Raw genomic sequence first — 17,752 nt, forward strand, 5'->3', positions numbered from 1 at the left:
CAAGGCTTGAGTGTCATTTTCGTTTAAAATATTTACTGATTGGAGGTATCACATGACAGTTAAGATTATTAAAGATAATCCAATACAGTTGGTTGACGATTTTCCCCAGCGTAATCAAAATCATCCTATTGAAAGTGAAAAACTGAAATCGGTTGATAAGTTGGCGAATGATGCTGTTGAACAAGGTACTTTAGCTGTTGATGTTAATAAAAAAGCAGAAATAGCATTTGGTCATGTTCTGCAAAATGATAAAACAAAAGAAAATAAATCAGATGCTGAGTTACAGGCTGAGTCAGAACTAATTTCTGATGCGATGAAAACCATTTCTGAATTTATTAGTATGCCGGTTCGAACGGTAAACTTTACCCAAGATGATGGTTCTGAAAAAACGGTGATCAAAATTTACGATTCAGCGAGTAACGAATTAATAAAACAATTTCCATCAGAAGAAATTTTGCTAATAGCTCAGCGCATTGTTGAACTACAGCAAGATATTAGTCAAAAAACTGGTATACTTCTTGATGAAAGTATTTAAATTATTAGAATAGATACAGTCATTAACTTATACTAAGCTGTATTATGAGGTGACAGGTTATGAATATTACGCAAGCGGGTATTGGTTCAGGTTTAGATTTAGAATCTATTATCGAAGCTTTTATTACAGCGGAATCTGTGCCTACTGAAATACGCCTCCAAGAAAAAGAAGAACGAACACGTACTGAGCTTTCAGGCTTAGGAAGTTTTAAATCAGCCTTATCTCAATTCCAATCTGTTTTAAAAAAACTGGATACAATTGACGAGTTTAACCAACAAACTGTCACGACCAGCGATGAAAATATCTCAGTAACAACTAACGGTTATGCTACAGACGGTAGCTTTGATGTTGAAGTGTTACAACTTGCTGCGGCCACCAAAATACAAACTACCAATTTTGCAGGTGGCTCAACGTCAACCGTTGGTGCGGGTACCTTAACGTTTGCTTCCGCTAACGGTGATACGTTTGATGTTACTATCGATGCGGCTGATGACTTATCTGCCATTCGAGATAAAATTAATTCTGCCGGTGATAATTTTGGTGTGCAAGTTACGTTGGTTAACCAAGATAGCGGTACTTATTTAAGTTATAGCTCGTCTGAAACTGGTACTGATAATGAGTTATCTGTTACTACCTCTGATGTAGCTTTAGATGATCTTGCGACAAATGCTAGTGTTACGGGGGCGATTGATGCAAAAATTCGTATCAATGGACCGGACCCTGACGGTTTAGATCCTGATTATAACGTTATTACTAGTTCAACCAATGAATTCAAAAATACTATTGAAGATGTCACCATTGTTGCTAAAAAAGTTTCTGCAACAGATGAAAGTACATCATTAACAATTTCACAGGACACGTCAGTAGCCTCTGAAATCATTAATGAATTTGTTAATGGTTACAACGCTTTAACTGAATCAATGATAGGCTTAGGTGCACCTATTCAAGGACGCTTAGCTTTTGACTCTGATTTACGTTCAATGAGAGGACAATTAAATAATATTATTACTAGCACTGTCAGTAGCGCAACAGGTGATATAAATGCATTAAGTAGTATCGGTATTTTAATTTCAAGAGATGGCAAATTAGAAATATCTGCTACAGGTATTGGTACAATGGACTCAGGCGCAAAACAATTAAGTGATGCAATTGCTAATAACTTAGACCAAGTTGGTTCGCTTTTTGCTGATGATGGAGGGATAGTCAGTCAATTGACAGAATTGATTGATACATACACAGATTCTGATGGTTCATTGTCGACAAGAGAAAAGACACTAAATGAAAATTTAGATGATATCGCTGATCAATGGGATGCCCACGAGACATTTTTAAGAAGCTATGAAGAAACCTTACGCAAACGGTTTTCTTTTTTAGATTCAACTGTTGCAGCTTATGATGCTACGAGCAGTTGGTTAACTAGTGCCTTAAAAGTGCCAACAAAATCAGAATAAATTTTAGAGTAGTAAATTACACGTTTACTAGGTTAAAGCCGGAGTATTGTGATGAGACAAAATTTAAAAGCATATAAAAAAGTCAATATTGACAGTGGTATATTAGAGTCTAATCCACATCAAATTATTGTTATGATGTTTGATGGCGCATTACAAAGCCTTTCAATCTCTAAAGGGGCGATTGAGCGCAAGGATTTTGAATTAAAATCACAATCGGTAACAAAATTTGTCAATATTCTCTCCGCATTACGTGCGGCATTAGACTTTGATGTGGAGCCTGAAATTTCGCAACGCTTTGACGATTTATATGCTTATTGCATTGATCGTGTGTTAGAAGCAAGCCTAGCCTTAGATATTGAGATGGTCACTGAAGTTAATGGTTTATTAAAACCTTTACGTGACGCTTGGGCTGAGATGCCAGAAGAAAGTAAAAAAGAAGGTTTAACCTTATTAAATGAAAAGAATAAAATGGCAGAAGGCGCATAGATGTGTGCTTTGACTCACTTTGTCATCAAATAATCACATTAACAGATAAAGTAGAATCTTTACTTGTTGCTGAGGATGAAGCTGAGTGTGCTAATTTACTTTTGCAACGGCAAAAACTGCTAGAGCAGTTGAAAGAACATGTTGATGCTACTCAAGATGTTAAAACGTTAAATATTCAGCAAACCAAGTTACGTGATTTTTTACTGCTCATTCAACAAAGAGATAACACCTCTATATCAGTGGTTAAAGCAAAAGCAAAAGAGTTGTTAGGTCAAGGTTCTCAGCAAGCCAAAGGTAATAAAGCAATAAAAGCATATAGATCTGCATTTTGATAAGTTATCATTAATGTAATTCATTGATCTTTTGGAGTTTGTTAACTTATGGGCAATACAAGGGTACTGGTTACTGGTGCCGATGGCTTTATCGGTTCTCATTTAGTTGAATTGCTAGTTGCATCAGGTTATCAAGTTAAGGCATTAGCACAATATAACTCTTTTAATCATTGGGGCTGGCTTGAAGATGTTAATTGTAAAGATAAAATTGAGATAATTTGTGGCGATATTCGAGACCCGCATTTTTGCCGACAGATAACGCAAGGTATTGATATTGTTTTTCATCTTGCTGCACTCATTGCAATTCCCTATTCCTATGTTGCCCCACAAAGTTATGTTGAAACCAACATTACTGGCACTTTAAATATTTGTCAGGCCAGCTTAGATAATCAGGTTAAACGGGTAATTCATACTTCTACCAGTGAGGTTTATGGTAGTGCACAATATGTTCCGATAGACGAAAAACATCCATTACAACCTCAATCACCTTACAGTGCTTCAAAAATTTCTGCTGATGCCATGGCGATGAGCTTTTTTAATGCTTTTGATTTGCCATTAACCATAGTTCGTCCTTTTAATACTTATGGCCCACGCCAGTCGGCACGTGCTGTTATTCCGACCATTATTTCGCAAATTGCTAATGGTCAAAAAGAAATTAAACTAGGGGATGTTTCACCAACTCGTGATTTTAATTTTGTGCTTGATACTTGCCGAGGCTTTTTAGCGTTAGCGAATTGTTCAGAAGCGATTGGCGAAACGGTGAATATCGGTTCGAATTTTGAAATTAGTGTCGGTGATACGCTTGAGTTAATTAAAAAGTTAATGCAAAGTGATGTTAATTTTATTGTTGACGAGCAACGATTACGTCCAGGTAAGTCGGAAGTGCAACGACTGTGGTGTGATAATAGTAAAATTCAGCAGTTAACCAGTTTTATGCCAAGTGTTACTATTGCTGATGGTTTACAGCAAACCATTGATTGGTTTATTCAACCAGAAAACTTAGCTAAATATAAACATGATATTTATAACGTGTAAAACATAGGCTTGTTATGAATAAAATTGTTGTTTTCACCGGTACCCGTGCAGAATATGGCTTATTATATTTTTTATTAAAAGAGTTAGCGTTTGCAGAAAAGTCGGGCGATATCATTTTGCAATTATGGGCTGGCGGTAGTCATTTATCTCAGCAATATGGCTATACCATTGAGCATATTTTAGCGGATGGTTTTAACGTTACTGAGCAACTCGACTTTTTACAAACAAGCCATTCAGCTACAGGCACGGCAAAATCATTAGCAAAAGCGACTGAACTAGCCGCTATTGCCTTTGAAAAACAACAGCCTGATTTATTAGTCTTGCTAGGGGATCGTTACGAAGCTTTGGCGCTGGCACAAACCGCCATGTTATTCCAAGTACCCATCGCTCATATCCATGGTGGTGAAATTACCACGGGTGCGGTTGATGATGTTATTCGTCATGCAATTAGTAAAATGTCACATATTCACTTTGTCGCGGCTGAGCCTTATCGTCAACGGCTTATCCAAATGGGGGAACAGCCTAGCCAAGTATTTAATGTTGGCGCGCCAGGTCTTGACTATTTACATGAAACCACTTTTTTAACAAGGGCAGAATTATCAAGTTTTTTTGGCTTTGATTTTACCAAGCCTTATTTTCTTATCACTTATCATCCGGAAACCTTAGACAAGCAAGATCCCGTTGAGCAGCTAACAGCTTTATTATTAGCATTGGCATACTTTCCGCAACATCAGCTCGTCATCACTTATCCAAATTCAGATACCTTTAGTGAAGCACTTATCCAGTGTTTAAAGGAGTTTCAAACGCAACATTCTCGCGTATTATTGTTAACCTCAATGGGGCAAGTTCGTTATTTATCAGCGATGAAAAATGCAGATTTAGTGATAGGTAATTCCTCAAGCGGTATTATTGAAGCGCCTTCGTTTAACGTTCCGACAATCAATATTGGAGATCGTCAAAAAGGGCGATTAGCTAGTGAATCGGTTTTGCATTGTTCTGGTAATACAGAAGAAATTATTGATACCATCAAACAAGGTTTATTGATTAAAAAAACGGCTGAGCCTAGCTTTTACCGCAACCCTTATGGTCAAGGGCAAGCGTCTAAACAAATTGCTAAACATTTACTGAGCTACACAGTTCCAGCTAAACTTCATAAAACATTTTTTGATATGGATGTGCAGTGATGACAACTTTGATCATTGCGGAAGCAGGGGTTAATCATAATGGCTCTGTTGAGATGGCATTTAAACTGGTTGATGCCGCAGTAAAATCGGGAGTTGATATTGTTAAATTTCAAACGTTTAAGTCTGATTTGTTAGCGAGTGAAGATGCCGAGCAAGCGCAATACCAAGTGACCAATAGTGGCAAAAAAGAAAGTCAGCAAGCCATGTTAAAAAAACTTGAGCTAAGTTTTGACCAACATTTAGCGGTGAAAACGTACTGTCAACAGCAGGGTATTGAGTACTTATCAACCGCTTTTGATTTTGACAGTTTAGACTTTTTAGTGAAGGTGATGAAGTTAACTAAACTGAAAATACCTTCAGGGGAAATCACCAATGCCCCGTTTATTTTAGCGCATGCATTAACAGGAACAGAGTTGATTGTTTCAACGGGCATGGCTGATTTAAGCGAAATTGAGTTTGCACTTTCGGTGATTGCTTTTGGCTTAATAGAACAGCTAAAACAAAATGAAAACAAACAATACACACCATTAAAACCATGCGCTGAAAGATTTAAACAAGCATTGACTAGCCAGCTTGGACAACAATTATTGGCCGAAAAAGTCTCTTTGTTACATTGTACAACAGAGTATCCTGCTCCTTTAGCAGAGGTAAATCTAAATGCGATGGACTTAATGGCGACAACTTTTTCATTACCTGTTGGTTATTCTGATCATACCGAAGGTTTGCTTGTCTCGATTGCCGCTGTTGCTAAAGGCGCCCATATTATTGAAAAGCACTTTACCCTTGATCGCTCTTTACCTGGTCCTGATCATCAAGCATCGATAGAACCTGATGAATTAACTGAGCTTGTTAAAAACATTCGAGCCATTGATTTAGCTTTGGGTGAAAAAATAAAAATGGCTTCCCCATCAGAGAAAAAAAATATCGCCGTTGCTAGGAAAAGTATTTTTGCAGCTAGAACAATCAAACAAGGTGAGGTGATCACGGCAGATGATATCGTGGTGATGAGACCAGGTGATGGTTTATCGGCGGCACATTATTATGATGTTATTGGCAATCGCGCTATTCGTGACTTTTCTATCGGTGAATCACTCGCAATTGATTGACCATTGGTGTAATTATTGCTTTATTTAATGAAGACCTGTTAACGCACAAGGCTAATAATGACAGTTGAAGATTGGCAAAAAATATTAATTTCCCCACAAACAACAATGGCTGACACAATTGTTGTGATTGATAAAGCGGCGATGCAGCTAGCTTTGGTTGTGGATGAAAACCGAAACTTATTAGGGGTTGTTACCGACGGTGATATTCGCCGAGCTTTAATTCGTCATATTCCGATGGAAAGTCCAATAGAGCAGGTAATGCATAAAACGCCTTCGGTGGCGAAACGCGGCACGTCAAAAAGCCAGCTCTTAAACTTAATGAACCGCAAAGGTTTATTAGCTATTCCAATTGTTGAAAATAATGTTGTTGTTGGTTTAGAAACCTTAAAAAAGATCGTTGAACGTAGCCACTATGACAATCCGGTATTTTTAATGGCTGGTGGCTTTGGCACTCGCTTAAAGCCATTAACAGATAATTGTCCTAAACCGTTATTAAAATTAGGCGGTAAACCAATATTAGAAACCATTTTAGAAAACTTTATTGCAGCAGGGTTTCATCGTTTTTATATTTCTACCCACTATATGCCAGATATGATCGAAGACTACTTTGGTAATGGCGATAACTGGGGCGTAAGTATTGAATATGTTTACGAGGATACGCCTTTAGGAACCGGTGGCGCGCTTGGTTTATTACCGAAAAATTTACCTGAATTGCCTCTTATTATGATGAATGGTGATTTATTAACTAAGGTTGATTTTGCGCATTTATTGGAATATCACTTACAACAAAGTTCCATTGCCACTATGTGTGTTACTGAATATGAATATCAAGTGCCTTATGGGGTTGTCGAGTCAAAGGGCAATAAAATTTTAAGTATGGTTGAAAAGCCGATGCAACGACACTTTGTTAATGCTGGTATTTATGTCGTTAATCCAGAGTTAGTTAATAAAGTTGAAAAGAATCAAGTGATTGACATGCCAACGTTAATTGAACAACAAATAGCTAATGATGAAGATGTGACTATTTTTCCTATTCATGAATATTGGTTAGATATTGGTAAAAGACCTGATTTTGAACAAGCTCAAATTGATGTTAAAACTCAATTTTGATCTAATGAGGTTGCTGTCTTTATGTTAGGAAATCAAAAAGTCCTCGCATTTATTGGTGCGCGTTCAGGCTCTAAAGGTTTAATTGATAAAAATATTAAATCTTTCCATGGTAAGCCTTTAATGGCATGGACAATTCTTGCAGCACTTGGCGCTAAATATATTGATCAGGTTGTTGTTTCTACCGATTCTACAGAGTATGCAACTATTGCTAAACAGTTTGGTGCGCAAGTGGTTATCAGGCCAAAAGCGTTGGCAAGTGATAAGGCCTCATTAATGGATGGGCTTAAACACACAGTTTCAGCATTAAAAGATGATAATCAATGTTTTGAACTAGTAGTAAACTTACAGCCAACTTCACCTTTACGAACAGCAAAACATATTGACGAAGCCTTAGCTTTATATCGTGAACATGAAGATAAATCACCGAATTTACGGGTTTTTTCATGTTATCAAGTGTTGCAAAAGTTTGCTTGGATCATGCGAAATAATGACCAAGGGTTTGCACAGTTTATCGATCAAGCTGAACAATCTAAAAATGCTCATGCTAGGCAAAGCAACCCTGAAATCATCTTGCCTAATGGCGCTATTTTTATTCTCCCAACACATGACTTAACGCAATTTTATAACGGCAATACTTTGCCGTATGTGATGTCAGAGCAGGAGTCTATCGATATAGATAGCCAAGCTGATTTTGACTTGGCTGAACGGCTATTTTCATAATCCTGCGTATTAAGCGATATTTATGTTAGCTGCTGTAAACAGCTTCTCGCTTCAATATGACTTGGGTCTTTTTCTAAAATCACACTAAATGCCATTTTAGCTGATTCATTCGCTTGTAACTCTAGATAAAGTTTAGCGAGCGCCAACCAAGTTTTAATATCATCAGTATTATTTTCTAAATAACGGGTATATTCATCAATAGATTCTTGATATTTACCAAGTAATTTCAATATTTTTGCATAATTGGGTTGATAGATATCGGCGATTTTCGCTAACATTTCCAACATAACTTCCGCTTTTTCTGTTTGTTGCGTTTTTATGGCTAATGTTGCCATTAATTGTAATTCATCTTCTTGGATCTGTTCTTTATCTAAAGATTCAAAATATTGTAATGATTGTTCATGTTTATTATCAGCAGCATATAAATAAGCTAATGCTAATAAATATAATTGGCGTGCTTGTTGATCTTTTTTATCGTATAAATCAAGCCGAGTCGCCATCGAGGTCAGGGCATCAATGTTACGTTGATAGTATAAAATGATTATTTTTCTTCTGACACCATCTAAAGACGCTTCTTTTTTTGTTCGTGATAAATGTGCTGTATCTTCACAGTTAATGATGTCATCAAAGGCTTTTAAGTGCGCAAGATATTGCTTGTGTTGAGATGAAGTTAGTTGATTTAAATCATAGTTGGCGAACCAGTTTTTAGTGCGACCAAATTGCTTATCTTGTTGCCATTGTTGCAATAAGGTATCAATATTTGGGGTTGGTTTATGCTCTTCAATACGTGTTTTAATGCGATTGCAACAGGCTTGTAAATGTTCAGTCAATGACACACAAGAATCAATATACGCTTGATAATATAATCGGCCTGTTTCTTCTACTTTATCATCCGACCAATCATGTTGGGTTTGTGTTGATTTAATAAATTTATCAAGACCAAAGTTTTTAATAAATTTCGCTGATTTTTTATATTTACTATCAATTTTCTTTTCTATTTTATCCATGCGCAATTTATGTTTAAAGTTTTCAGTTTCTTTACCTTTTTCTTTAAACAACTGTTGATTGCATTCAAGGGCTTCTTCGGCAAGAATTTTAATCGCTTGAATATCTTTTAATCTTTTTTCAAATTTCCTTAGGAGCATATTATTATCTTGTCGAATGCGCTCTGCAGGCCATGTTGGAATAGCTTGGTTTAATACATCTAAGGTGGTATTTTCTTCATTTTCAAACGATAAAGCGTTACTTGGAATATGATCAATATCACTGACTTTTGCTGCATTCTCTGAAAGGTTATATATGTTAATACCTAATTCTTTTGCTTCTTTAGCTTGTGCTGCTAAAGCGGCAACCGCATTATCAAAGGCTATTTGAGTTTCCGCTTTGTTACCAGCATAGGTTTCAACCCAAACACCTTGCTGACCAAGGGCTGGGCCAACTTTTGCCTCATTACTGCCGGAAGCGTGACTGATACCGTTTCGGGCATAACATAAATCAACACCACTTAATAAAATATTTGAAAAGCCCATGGTTATTGCTTCTTTCAGCGCAGTATTGGTGACTGTTGGCCCTCCCATTAAATTACAACCTTTATCGTCATCGTCTTGCCAAGGAAAACGGGCGCCTATATAGGCACTTTTTCCATGCCATTGAGACGCTAACGATGGTGTCACACAGTTAGCGTGTAAAAATAAAACATCTTCCGGTAAAGTCAGTAGCTCTTTACTGACGTCAAAACTGACGTCGTAGGGATCAACAGAAACAATAATATGTGGAATTAAATCATGTGCTATTAATGATTTAGCGATACGTGAAACGGCAATGATCACTAAATTATTTTTGTTTGCTTTTATCCAAGGAATATCCTCATCTAACGATGGTCCTCCGCCTAAAATAATACAGGTTTTATCTTTAAAAATATTATTCAACAAAGCTGAAGGGTGTTTGTTTTCAGAAACATTCATGATTTGTTTTGTCATGAAAGGAGAAACGCCGACTAAGGCCCTAGTAAAAAACACTTGAACTTCAAGTTCTTTAACTATTTTTGCATTATAGATATGATATTCAGGTGTGAATGAATCTATTGCCGCAATTGACTTAAGGTAATTCACTTTGTTTTTATAAATAAAAATATTTATTTCAAAATTTTCAGCGGCTTCTTGCCATTTTTCGGGCGGGGTTAAAATAATCGATTTATTATTGTCAAGTTCTGTGAATTGAGTGGATATTTTAGAAATAATCTCAGGTAACTCTATAAAAATATAACGGCTATTTTCCGGTAAGTTTTGCTTTAATAAATGTTGAATTAATAAACCACTATCGGTACCTAAAATGAGATACAGCGTTTCTTCATTGGTTAACGTTTCTTGATAATGACGTTGATAAACTTTACTAGAGCTTTCTGTTTCAAAAGTATGGCGATTTACTGAATATAAATACTTTTCTTGGTATGAATTAGTTTTAAATCGTTCAGTCAGAATTTGTTCAGTCATTATTGAATATCACCTTTTTTGAATGTGAAATATAACTATTTCCTTCATTGTCAGAAACTTGACGTTATATCACTACTATATAGTCTTGATTGTTTAGTTAAAAGCAATATTAATGCCTAATAATCATTTGTTCTATTAGCTATTTAGCCATTTTATTTGTATTTTCTTCGTTTATTGGCATAGTATTCGCTTTCCTAAAGGTAATATTATAGTTTAATGTAGATTTTCATTGAACAGGCTTATTTTCTAAGGATGAGCTGTATCTTAAATAATCAAAAGAGAGTAGGTGGATTAAATGGAACTAAATAAGCTAGGAATCAGTGAATTACAGGAACAGCTTGTTATCAGTGAAACCGAAAAACGTTATGCTGATCTACTTGTTTTTGTAAATATTTTATTATTAAAAGATCCTAATAATAGCGACTTACTTTTATATAAATTAAAAGCGCATGAAGGTTTAGGTACCTTAAATGACCATCTCAGTACCATTCAAAAGTACATTAATGTTAAAAGCACTGATGCCACAGGTTTTTTATTGTTACATCAAGTATATCTAGCACAAAATTATTTGGCAGGTGCTATTATTGCCTTACTTTATGCATTGAGCATTGAACCAGATAATGATGAGTGTTTACAGGTTTTAATTAATCTAATTCAGCAGGTTGATCCCAACTATACACAAGTAAAAATTAATATCATGACAACTGATCGTGTTGGACATTTAGCTTGTGAAGTTGAACCTTTACTACGTAAAACACAAGATGAAAAACATTGTTTATATTTGTTTTTAAGTGCTAAACATAATGTTGCAAATCAATATTTGTATAGCTTAATTAAATCGCATAGCCATGTTATTGAAGATTCATTCTTATATAATCTGTATGTATCACGACCAACGCTGTTAGATGATTATTTTTTTGCTGAATACCCTTATGATGTTAACAGTACTAAGCGTGGTATTCCTGCGGTTGAAATGAGCACTAAAGGCTACCCTAATTTAGTTAATATTTATCATAACTTTCCACCGGTTTTTAAAATACCTAAGGCTGATGGCGCCTTAGCTTGGCAACTTTTATCCATACATGGTATTACTCCTGATGATAAGATTGTTTGTTTGCATGTTCGTGATAGTCACTATTTAGCGCAGAAGTTTCCAAACAATGATTTTACCTATCATGATTATCGAGATGCCGATATTAATACTTATCAAGCGGCAGTTGAGCATTTAACAGAACAAGGTTACAAAGTGATCCGAATTGGTTCTAATACCAATCAGGTTTTAGCTCAAGCGCCAGAAAATTATTTTGATTTTTGTGTTGATCGAGATATAAAACATGGAGATTTTCTTGAGGTTTTTTTATTAAGTGTTTGTGATTTTTTTATAGGGACTTCATCTGGTCCTCATAGTATTGCTTCTATTTTTAATAAACCTATTTTATCTGTTAATGTTGCTCCTATTCACCCTGTATATAGTCGTTATGGTAGGTTTTTACCTAAACAATTATTGTGTAATGGAAAAAAAGTGAACCTGCTAGATGTTTGTAATGGTAAAACATTGTCATCAGAGAATGAAAAGCAATTATTATTCTCTATGTCAGGCGCAGAATTAGTGAAATATGGGTATGAGTATGTTTCTAATAGCCAAGAAGATATTTTAGGTGCAGTTAAAGAATTTTGTTCGCAAATGGAAGAAAAAATATTTAATGCAAAAATATCTCAAGCACAAATAGAATATTTAGAAAACCTTTCCGATAATTTTGCTTATAAAAAATCAGATTGTTTTGTTGTCGACAGTTTTTTGAAAAATTATCCTGATTTATTTTAATTAAGACTTATTATATGAACATAAAAAAAATTCTCGTAACAGGGGCTACAGGCTATAAAGGTAGCGTGTTAGTACCAAAATTATTAGCCCAAGGTTACCATGTTATCGCTTTTGATATGCAGTGGTTTGGGGTGTTTTTACCACAACATGAAAATTTAACTGTTGTTAAAGGTGATGTGATTGATACCAAATTAATACCGCTTGATGGTGTTGATGCCATTATTCATTTAGCGTCAATTGCTAATGATCCTTGTGGCGACTTAGATCCTAAATTGACTTGGGAAACTAGTGCTTTAGCGACAATGCAATTAGCAGATAGAGCTAAAAGAGAAGGAATTAAACACTTTATCTATGCCTCTTCAGGTAGTGTTTATGGGGTTAAAGAAGAAGAAAATGTCACAGAAGAATTATCATTAGAGCCAATTTCAGAATATAACAAAACTAAAATGGTGTCTGAGCGTGTCTTGATGAGTTACGCCGAAGATATGATTGTACAAATTGTTCGACCTGCAACTGTTTGTGGTTTATCGCCCCGACAACGATTAGATGTCGCAGTAAACATGTTAACTATGCAAGCACTTAAAAACGGTAAAATAACTGTTTTTGGTGGCGATCAAGCCCGTCCTAATATTCATATTGATGATATTACCGATTTGTATTTATTTTTATTAGAAAACCCACAAGTTACGGGGATCTACAATGCTGGGTTTGAAAATATTACCGTAGGTGAAATTGCTGAAATTATTAAAGAAAAAATTGCCGCTGAGGTGGTTACTACACCATCAAATGATCCACGCTCTTATCGAGTTAACTCTGACAAATTACTGGCAACAGGTTTTAAACCGAAAAAGAGTGTACGCATAGCGATTGAAGAAATGATTGTCGCTTATAATAATGGAACACTAACTGATAGTGATCAGTGGTATAACTTAAAGTGGATGCAACAAAACGTTTTATGAGCGATTTTACCTGTAATGAATATGCGGCTAACTTAGGCCAAATTTTAGTGAAAACTGACTGGCAACCGGTGGAATGTTTAGCACAAAAACTCGCTGAACTTATGGTAAATGGTAAATCCCTTTACATATGTGGTAATGGTGGCAGTGCTGGTAATGCCCAACATTTAGCAAATGACTTTTTATATGGTGTTAGTCCAATTGAAAAAAAAGCATTACGGGTTGAAGCCTTATCAGCCAATGCTTCGGTGATCACTTGTTTAGGTAATGATGTTGGTTATGAAAATATCTTTTCACACCAGTTAGCTGTAAAAGGCAATGCCGGTGATATGTTAATGGTATTAACCGGTAGTGGTAATTCAGCCAATATTATTAGCGCCATAGAAGCTGCTAAAGCGAAAGGTATGTATACTACTGGGGTTCTAGGGTATAGCGGTGGCCAAGCAAAACTGCTTTTAGATCACCCCATTCATTTTGATATTAATGACATGCAAATATCAGAAGATCTCCAATTAATTGTTGGTCATATGCTAATGCGCCTACTCTGTCATGACGCCAAGTAACTAAGTTGTAGCTGAAGATGACTTCAAATAAAAAACTGTTAATTTTAGGAGCAAATTCGTTTGCTGGTGGCTGCTTAGTTAAACAGGCTCTTCTAGCCGGTTATTCTGTTATTGGTGTCAATCGCTCAGCTGAAAAAATGGCAACGATGGTACCTTATCATCTAGCTAATTTGCATGAAAATTATCATTTTCATCAACTAGATATTAATAAGGACTTTGCTACGCTTTGCCAGTTAATTGAAAATAACAAACCGGAATATATTGTTGATTTAGCCGGTCAGGGCATGGTAGCTGAAAGTTGGCAATACCCAGAACAATGGTACCAAACAAATGTTTTAACCAAGGTTAAGTTAATTTCTTTTTTAGCAAAACAAACCTATTTAGCTCGTTATGTGCGAGTTTCAACGCCAGAGGTTTATGGCAGTACCGAACAATTAATTACTGAAAACAATCATTATTGTCCGAGTACACCTTACGCGGTAAGCCATGCAGCTATTGATATGCATATAATGGCTTACGCCCAACAGTATGATTTTCCTGCTATTTTAACGCGTTTTTCTAATTTTTATGGCCCCACGCAACAGTTGTATCGAATTATCCCGCGCACCATTATTTACGCAAAATTAGCTAAAAAGCTAGCTTTACATGGTGGTGGTCTGGCGACTAGGGCATTTATTTATGGTGATGATGCAGCCGCGGGTATTATTGCTGCTATGGAGCGAGGCAGAGTTGGTGAAACCTATCACTTTTCAACTTCAGAGTTTATTACCATTCGGCAATTAGTAGAAAAAATTTACCAGAAAATGTCGATTAACTTTGATGATATGGTCGAAATTACCGATGATCGACCAGGTAAAGATCTTAAGTATTTAATGAATGACGATAAAGCGCATAAAGATCTGGCTTGGGCACCTCAAGTGAGCCTTGAACAAGGCATCATTAATACAATTCAGTGGGTTGAACAATATTGGTCTGATATCCAGCAGCAACCTTTTAATTATATTCACAAAGTGTGATTTTTCATGACAACTAATTTTTATCCAGAACAATATCAAAAGACCGGTCAATACCCGATAAATCATAATTATTTAGCTGAACAGTTTTCTGATTATCCGGTAATTTTAGAGAAAGTCGCTCAGGTTGTTTTAAAGGGCGATTTTACCTTAGGTGAAGCGGTAAATAAGTTTGAAAGTGACTTTGCTAAGCTAAATCACGGTAAGTTTGGTATTGGTGTTGGTAGCGGCACCGATGCGTTATTTTTATCTTTAAAAGCCTTAGGTATTGGTGAAGGCGATGAAGTTATTACTACACCTTTTACTTTTTTTGCCACCATTGGAGCTATTGTTACGGCAGGAGCAACCCCCATTTTTGTTGATGCAGCCGTTGATCATAATATCGATGTTACGCTAATTGAACAGGCGATCACGGATAAAACCAAGGCAATTATGCCAGTGCATTGGGCAGGTGTTCCATGTGATATGGATAAGATTAATCAGTTAGCGGTTCAGTATAATCTAAAGGTGATTGCTGATGCTTGCCACGGGATCTTAAGCCAGTATAAAAACCAAGGTATTGCCGCCGTTTCTGATGTTTCCTGCTTTAGTATGCACCCGTTAAAAAATTTAAATGTTTGGGGGGATGGTGGTGTTATTGTCACAAATGATGAAGCGTTAGCTAAGCAACTTTATCTTATTAGAAATCATGGTTTATCTGATCGCGATCATTGCCAACAGTGGTCATATAATTCGCGTTTAGACACAGTACAAGCGGTGATTGCACAACATTTATTAGATCATAATATTCAAAATATTACGGATAAGCGTATTGCCAATGCCAATTATTTAGACGAAAAGTTGTCACTTATATCGCAAGTTGAGTTGCCTCCTCGAGAGCCAAACAACGTAGCTGTTTTTCATTTATATATGGGATTATTTGAACGTAGAGATGAATTACAACAATATTTGAATAAGCAAGGTATAGACGCCAAAGTACACTACCCCATTCCTATGCACCTGCAACCAGCGGCGAAAAATATGGGATATAAAAAAGGTGATTTTCCTGTTGCAGAAAATATTGCAAGTAATTGTTTATCTTTGCCTGTGCATGAGTTTATTAGCCAGCAAGAGTTAGACTATATGATTTCAACCATTCAACAATTTTATAGCGAGTAAGTTAATGACTTCGTTAATTGTTCCTTTTGTTAATGTTGCTGCGCAATTTAATGCGATGGAGTCAGATCTGGTCGAGATTTTTAAGCGCGTTGGGCAATCAGGTATGTATGTGATGGGGCAAGAAGTTACTGACTTTGACAAAGCCTTAGCTCAATACTGTGAAAGTGAATATGCTTTTAGTGTTGGCAATGGCACAGATGCGTTAATTTTAGCATTAAAAGCCTTAGATATTGGTGTTGGTGATGAAGTGATCACGGCGCCAAATTCATTTATCGCATCTGCTGGTGCTATTGCAGCGGTAGGCGCAAAGATAAAGTTTGCTGATGTTGGCGATGATTTTAATTTAGACGTTAATGCGGTCAAGTCAGCAATCACGGACAAAACTAAAGCGATAATTGCAGTGCATTTAACAGGGAACCCAGCAGATATTGATGGTTTAAAACAGGCAACTCAAGGGCATAATATTAAAATTATTGAAGATGCTGCTCAAGCAATTGGTGCAAAATATAAAAACAGAGCTGTAGGTAGCTTAGGCGATATAGCCTGTTTTAGTTTACATCCGTTAAAAAATTTTCATTTATTGGGCGATGCCGGTTTTATTACAACGAATGATGTGGCGATTGCCAAAAACATTCAGTTGTTACGTAATCATGGTTTGATTAACCGCGATGAATCAGCCCAATGGGGGTTAAATAGTCGCTGTGATACATTACAAGCCGCGATTGGTTTATATAAATTACCCAAATTAGCACAATGGACAAAACGCTTTCAGCAAATAGCTAAACGTTATACCGAGTTACTTTCGGGGCATGTGATTTGTCCTTCTATTGCGGCTAATAACCAAGCTGTTTTTCATAATTATGTTATTCAGGTTGAAGACCGTGACCATTTAATGAGCGCACTGCAAGCGCGTGGTGTTGCAACAAAAATACATTACCCAATTCCTTTGCATTTAATGAAAGCCAGCTATGAACTGGGTTATCAGCAAGGGGATTTTCCAAAAACAGAAAAACAAGCCAAACATATTTTAAGCTTACCTATTTATCCGGAACTAACGGATGAACAGGTAGATTATGTGGCTGCAAGTGTTATTGCTTGTTTACATAGCTAGAGAGAAATCCAGTGGGAAAAGAAATAGATTTAATGGTGAATTATCCAAAAAGTAAACGTGATGTGAATGCACGAGGTATGGAAAAAACACCGGAAGATAGAGCAATTGCTAGAGAGTTTGGTCAAGCATTTTTTGATGGTAGCCGAGATACCGGCTATGGTGGTTTTAGCTATAACCCGCGTTTTTGGCAGCCAGTTATTCCTACTTTTGCCCAACACTTTTCGCTTAATCATCAAAGTAAGATTTTAGATGTGGGTTGTGCGAAAGGTTTTATGTTGTATGATTTTACTCAGCTAATACCTGGAATTGAAGTGCAAGGTATTGATATTTCACAGTATGCGATTGATAACGCTATTGAAGAAGTCAAACCCTTTTTACAAGTTGGTAATGCGGTTTCTCTACCTTATGACGACAATAGTTTTGATGCGGCTTTTTCGATTACAACCTTACATAATCTAGAAATAGATGAACTTGCTATTGCTTTACAAGAGTTAGAACGAGTATCAAAAGGTAAAAGCTTTATCACCAATGATGCTTATCGAGATGCCGTAGAAAAAGAGCGGATGGAAGCATGGAATTTAACCGCGAAAACCATGATGCATGTAGATGAATGGCAAGCCTTCTTTAAAAAAGTTGGGTACACCGGTGACTTTTATTGGTTTATTCCTTAGGACT

The 17,752-nt window shown here is 36.2% G+C and carries 17 protein-coding genes; 16 read left to right on the top strand and 1 reads right to left on the bottom strand.

Annotation, left to right across the window (positions count from 1 at the left end):
- The first annotated feature begins 52 nt into the window (after nt 1–52).
- From ACSLUO_RS13505 to ACSLUO_RS13545, 9 genes are read left to right on the top strand one after another with little or no spacing between them, the layout of a single operon-like run.
- Nucleotides 53–535: a flagellar protein FlaG gene (locus ACSLUO_RS13505; RefSeq protein WP_448249214.1), complete on the top strand. Its 483-nt coding sequence runs from the start codon at nt 53–55 to the stop codon at nt 533–535.
- Between the two features lie 59 nt (nt 536–594).
- Nucleotides 595–1,986, top strand: a complete 1,392-nt coding sequence (gene fliD, locus ACSLUO_RS13510) for a flagellar filament capping protein FliD (RefSeq protein ID WP_448249216.1) — start codon at nt 595–597, stop codon at nt 1,984–1,986.
- Nucleotides 1,987–2,037: 51 nt separating this feature from the next.
- Nucleotides 2,038–2,472 carry a flagellar export chaperone FliS gene (gene fliS / locus ACSLUO_RS13515; protein ID WP_448249217.1) on the top strand — a complete coding sequence of 145 codons (435 nt, stop codon included), beginning with the start codon at nt 2,038–2,040 and terminating at the stop codon, nt 2,470–2,472.
- A gap of 2 nt (nt 2,473–2,474) precedes the next feature.
- Complete coding sequence (locus ACSLUO_RS13520) at nt 2,475–2,804, top strand: hypothetical protein (protein ID WP_448249219.1); 330 nt, start codon at nt 2,475–2,477, stop codon at nt 2,802–2,804.
- Between the two features lie 48 nt (nt 2,805–2,852).
- Complete coding sequence (locus ACSLUO_RS13525; protein WP_448249221.1) at nt 2,853–3,839, top strand: NAD-dependent 4,6-dehydratase LegB; 987 nt, start codon at nt 2,853–2,855, stop codon at nt 3,837–3,839.
- Between the two features lie 14 nt (nt 3,840–3,853).
- On the top strand, nt 3,854–5,023 hold the full coding sequence (gene neuC / locus ACSLUO_RS13530; RefSeq protein WP_448249223.1) for a UDP-N-acetylglucosamine 2-epimerase: 1,170 nt from the start codon (nt 3,854–3,856) through the stop codon (nt 5,021–5,023).
- Entirely contained in the window at nt 5,023–6,129 is a 1,107-nt protein-coding gene (neuB, locus tag ACSLUO_RS13535; RefSeq protein ID WP_448249225.1) for an N-acetylneuraminate synthase, read from the top strand. Before neuC ends, neuB begins: the two co-directional genes overlap by 1 nt.
- A 57-nt stretch (nt 6,130–6,186) precedes the next feature.
- Nucleotides 6,187–7,239: a nucleotidyltransferase family protein gene (locus ACSLUO_RS13540; protein ID WP_448249226.1), complete on the top strand. Its 1,053-nt coding sequence runs from the start codon at nt 6,187–6,189 to the stop codon at nt 7,237–7,239.
- Nucleotides 7,240–7,260: 21 nt separating this feature from the next.
- Nucleotides 7,261–7,959 (top strand): acylneuraminate cytidylyltransferase family protein, encoded by a 699-nt coding sequence (locus ACSLUO_RS13545; protein WP_448249228.1) that lies wholly within the window; start codon nt 7,261–7,263, stop codon nt 7,957–7,959.
- Nucleotides 7,960–7,979: 20 nt separating this feature from the next.
- Here ACSLUO_RS13545 and ACSLUO_RS13550 read toward each other — a convergent pair whose 3' ends face one another.
- Complete coding sequence (locus ACSLUO_RS13550) at nt 7,980–10,451, bottom strand: 6-hydroxymethylpterin diphosphokinase MptE-like protein (protein WP_448249230.1); 2,472 nt, start codon at nt 10,449–10,451, stop codon at nt 7,980–7,982.
- A gap of 295 nt (nt 10,452–10,746) precedes the next feature.
- On the opposite strand from ACSLUO_RS13550, the gene ACSLUO_RS13555 reads away from it, so the two are divergent.
- From ACSLUO_RS13555 to ACSLUO_RS13585, 7 genes are read left to right on the top strand one after another with little or no spacing between them, the layout of a single operon-like run.
- Nucleotides 10,747–12,276, top strand: a complete 1,530-nt coding sequence (locus ACSLUO_RS13555) for a TIGR04372 family glycosyltransferase (RefSeq protein WP_448249232.1) — start codon at nt 10,747–10,749, stop codon at nt 12,274–12,276.
- Nucleotides 12,277–12,290: 14 nt separating this feature from the next.
- Nucleotides 12,291–13,235, top strand: a complete 945-nt coding sequence (locus ACSLUO_RS13560; protein ID WP_448249234.1) for an NAD-dependent epimerase/dehydratase family protein — start codon at nt 12,291–12,293, stop codon at nt 13,233–13,235.
- Nucleotides 13,211–13,795, top strand: a complete 585-nt coding sequence (locus ACSLUO_RS13565; RefSeq protein WP_448249236.1) for an SIS domain-containing protein — start codon at nt 13,211–13,213, stop codon at nt 13,793–13,795. Before ACSLUO_RS13560 ends, ACSLUO_RS13565 begins: the two co-directional genes overlap by 25 nt.
- Nucleotides 13,796–13,812: 17 nt before the next feature.
- Nucleotides 13,813–14,811, top strand: a complete 999-nt coding sequence (locus tag ACSLUO_RS13570; protein WP_448249238.1) for a GDP-mannose 4,6-dehydratase — start codon at nt 13,813–13,815, stop codon at nt 14,809–14,811.
- A 6-nt stretch (nt 14,812–14,817) separates the two neighbouring features.
- The gene (locus ACSLUO_RS13575; protein WP_448249239.1) at nt 14,818–15,966 is read left to right on the top strand and encodes a DegT/DnrJ/EryC1/StrS family aminotransferase; all 1,149 of its coding nucleotides are present in this window, start codon (nt 14,818–14,820) and stop codon (nt 15,964–15,966) included.
- 4 nt (nt 15,967–15,970) lie between these two features.
- The gene (locus ACSLUO_RS13580; RefSeq protein WP_448249241.1) at nt 15,971–17,077 is read left to right on the top strand and encodes a DegT/DnrJ/EryC1/StrS family aminotransferase; all 1,107 of its coding nucleotides are present in this window, start codon (nt 15,971–15,973) and stop codon (nt 17,075–17,077) included.
- 11 nt (nt 17,078–17,088) lie between these two features.
- Nucleotides 17,089–17,748, top strand: coding sequence for a class I SAM-dependent methyltransferase (locus ACSLUO_RS13585; RefSeq protein WP_448249243.1), 660 nt, complete (start codon nt 17,089–17,091; stop codon nt 17,746–17,748).
- The last annotated feature ends 4 nt before the right edge of the window (nt 17,749–17,752 follow it).

This window comes from Thalassotalea agariperforans (assembly GCF_053470345.1).

Excerpts from the sequence above, each read along its gene's own strand:
- ACSLUO_RS13505 (WP_448249214.1), top strand. The coding sequence starts at position 53 with ATGACAGTTAAGATTATTAAAGATAATCCAATACAGTTGGTTGACGAT.
- fliD (WP_448249216.1), top strand. The coding sequence starts at position 595 with ATGAATATTACGCAAGCGGGTATTGGTTCAGGTTTAGATTTAGAATCT.
- fliS (WP_448249217.1), top strand. The coding sequence starts at position 2,038 with ATGAGACAAAATTTAAAAGCATATAAAAAAGTCAATATTGACAGTGGT.
- ACSLUO_RS13525 (WP_448249221.1), top strand. The coding sequence starts at position 2,853 with ATGGGCAATACAAGGGTACTGGTTACTGGTGCCGATGGCTTTATCGGT.
- neuC (WP_448249223.1), top strand. The coding sequence starts at position 3,854 with ATGAATAAAATTGTTGTTTTCACCGGTACCCGTGCAGAATATGGCTTA.
- neuB (WP_448249225.1), top strand. The coding sequence starts at position 5,023 with ATGACAACTTTGATCATTGCGGAAGCAGGGGTTAATCATAATGGCTCT.
- ACSLUO_RS13540 (WP_448249226.1), top strand. The coding sequence starts at position 6,187 with ATGACAGTTGAAGATTGGCAAAAAATATTAATTTCCCCACAAACAACA.
- ACSLUO_RS13545 (WP_448249228.1), top strand. The coding sequence starts at position 7,261 with ATGTTAGGAAATCAAAAAGTCCTCGCATTTATTGGTGCGCGTTCAGGC.
- ACSLUO_RS13550 (WP_448249230.1), bottom strand. The coding sequence starts at position 10,451 with ATGACTGAACAAATTCTGACTGAACGATTTAAAACTAATTCATACCAA.
- ACSLUO_RS13555 (WP_448249232.1), top strand. The coding sequence starts at position 10,747 with ATGGAACTAAATAAGCTAGGAATCAGTGAATTACAGGAACAGCTTGTT.
- ACSLUO_RS13560 (WP_448249234.1), top strand. The coding sequence starts at position 12,291 with ATGAACATAAAAAAAATTCTCGTAACAGGGGCTACAGGCTATAAAGGT.
- ACSLUO_RS13570 (WP_448249238.1), top strand. The coding sequence starts at position 13,813 with ATGACTTCAAATAAAAAACTGTTAATTTTAGGAGCAAATTCGTTTGCT.
- ACSLUO_RS13575 (WP_448249239.1), top strand. The coding sequence starts at position 14,818 with ATGACAACTAATTTTTATCCAGAACAATATCAAAAGACCGGTCAATAC.
- ACSLUO_RS13580 (WP_448249241.1), top strand. The coding sequence starts at position 15,971 with ATGACTTCGTTAATTGTTCCTTTTGTTAATGTTGCTGCGCAATTTAAT.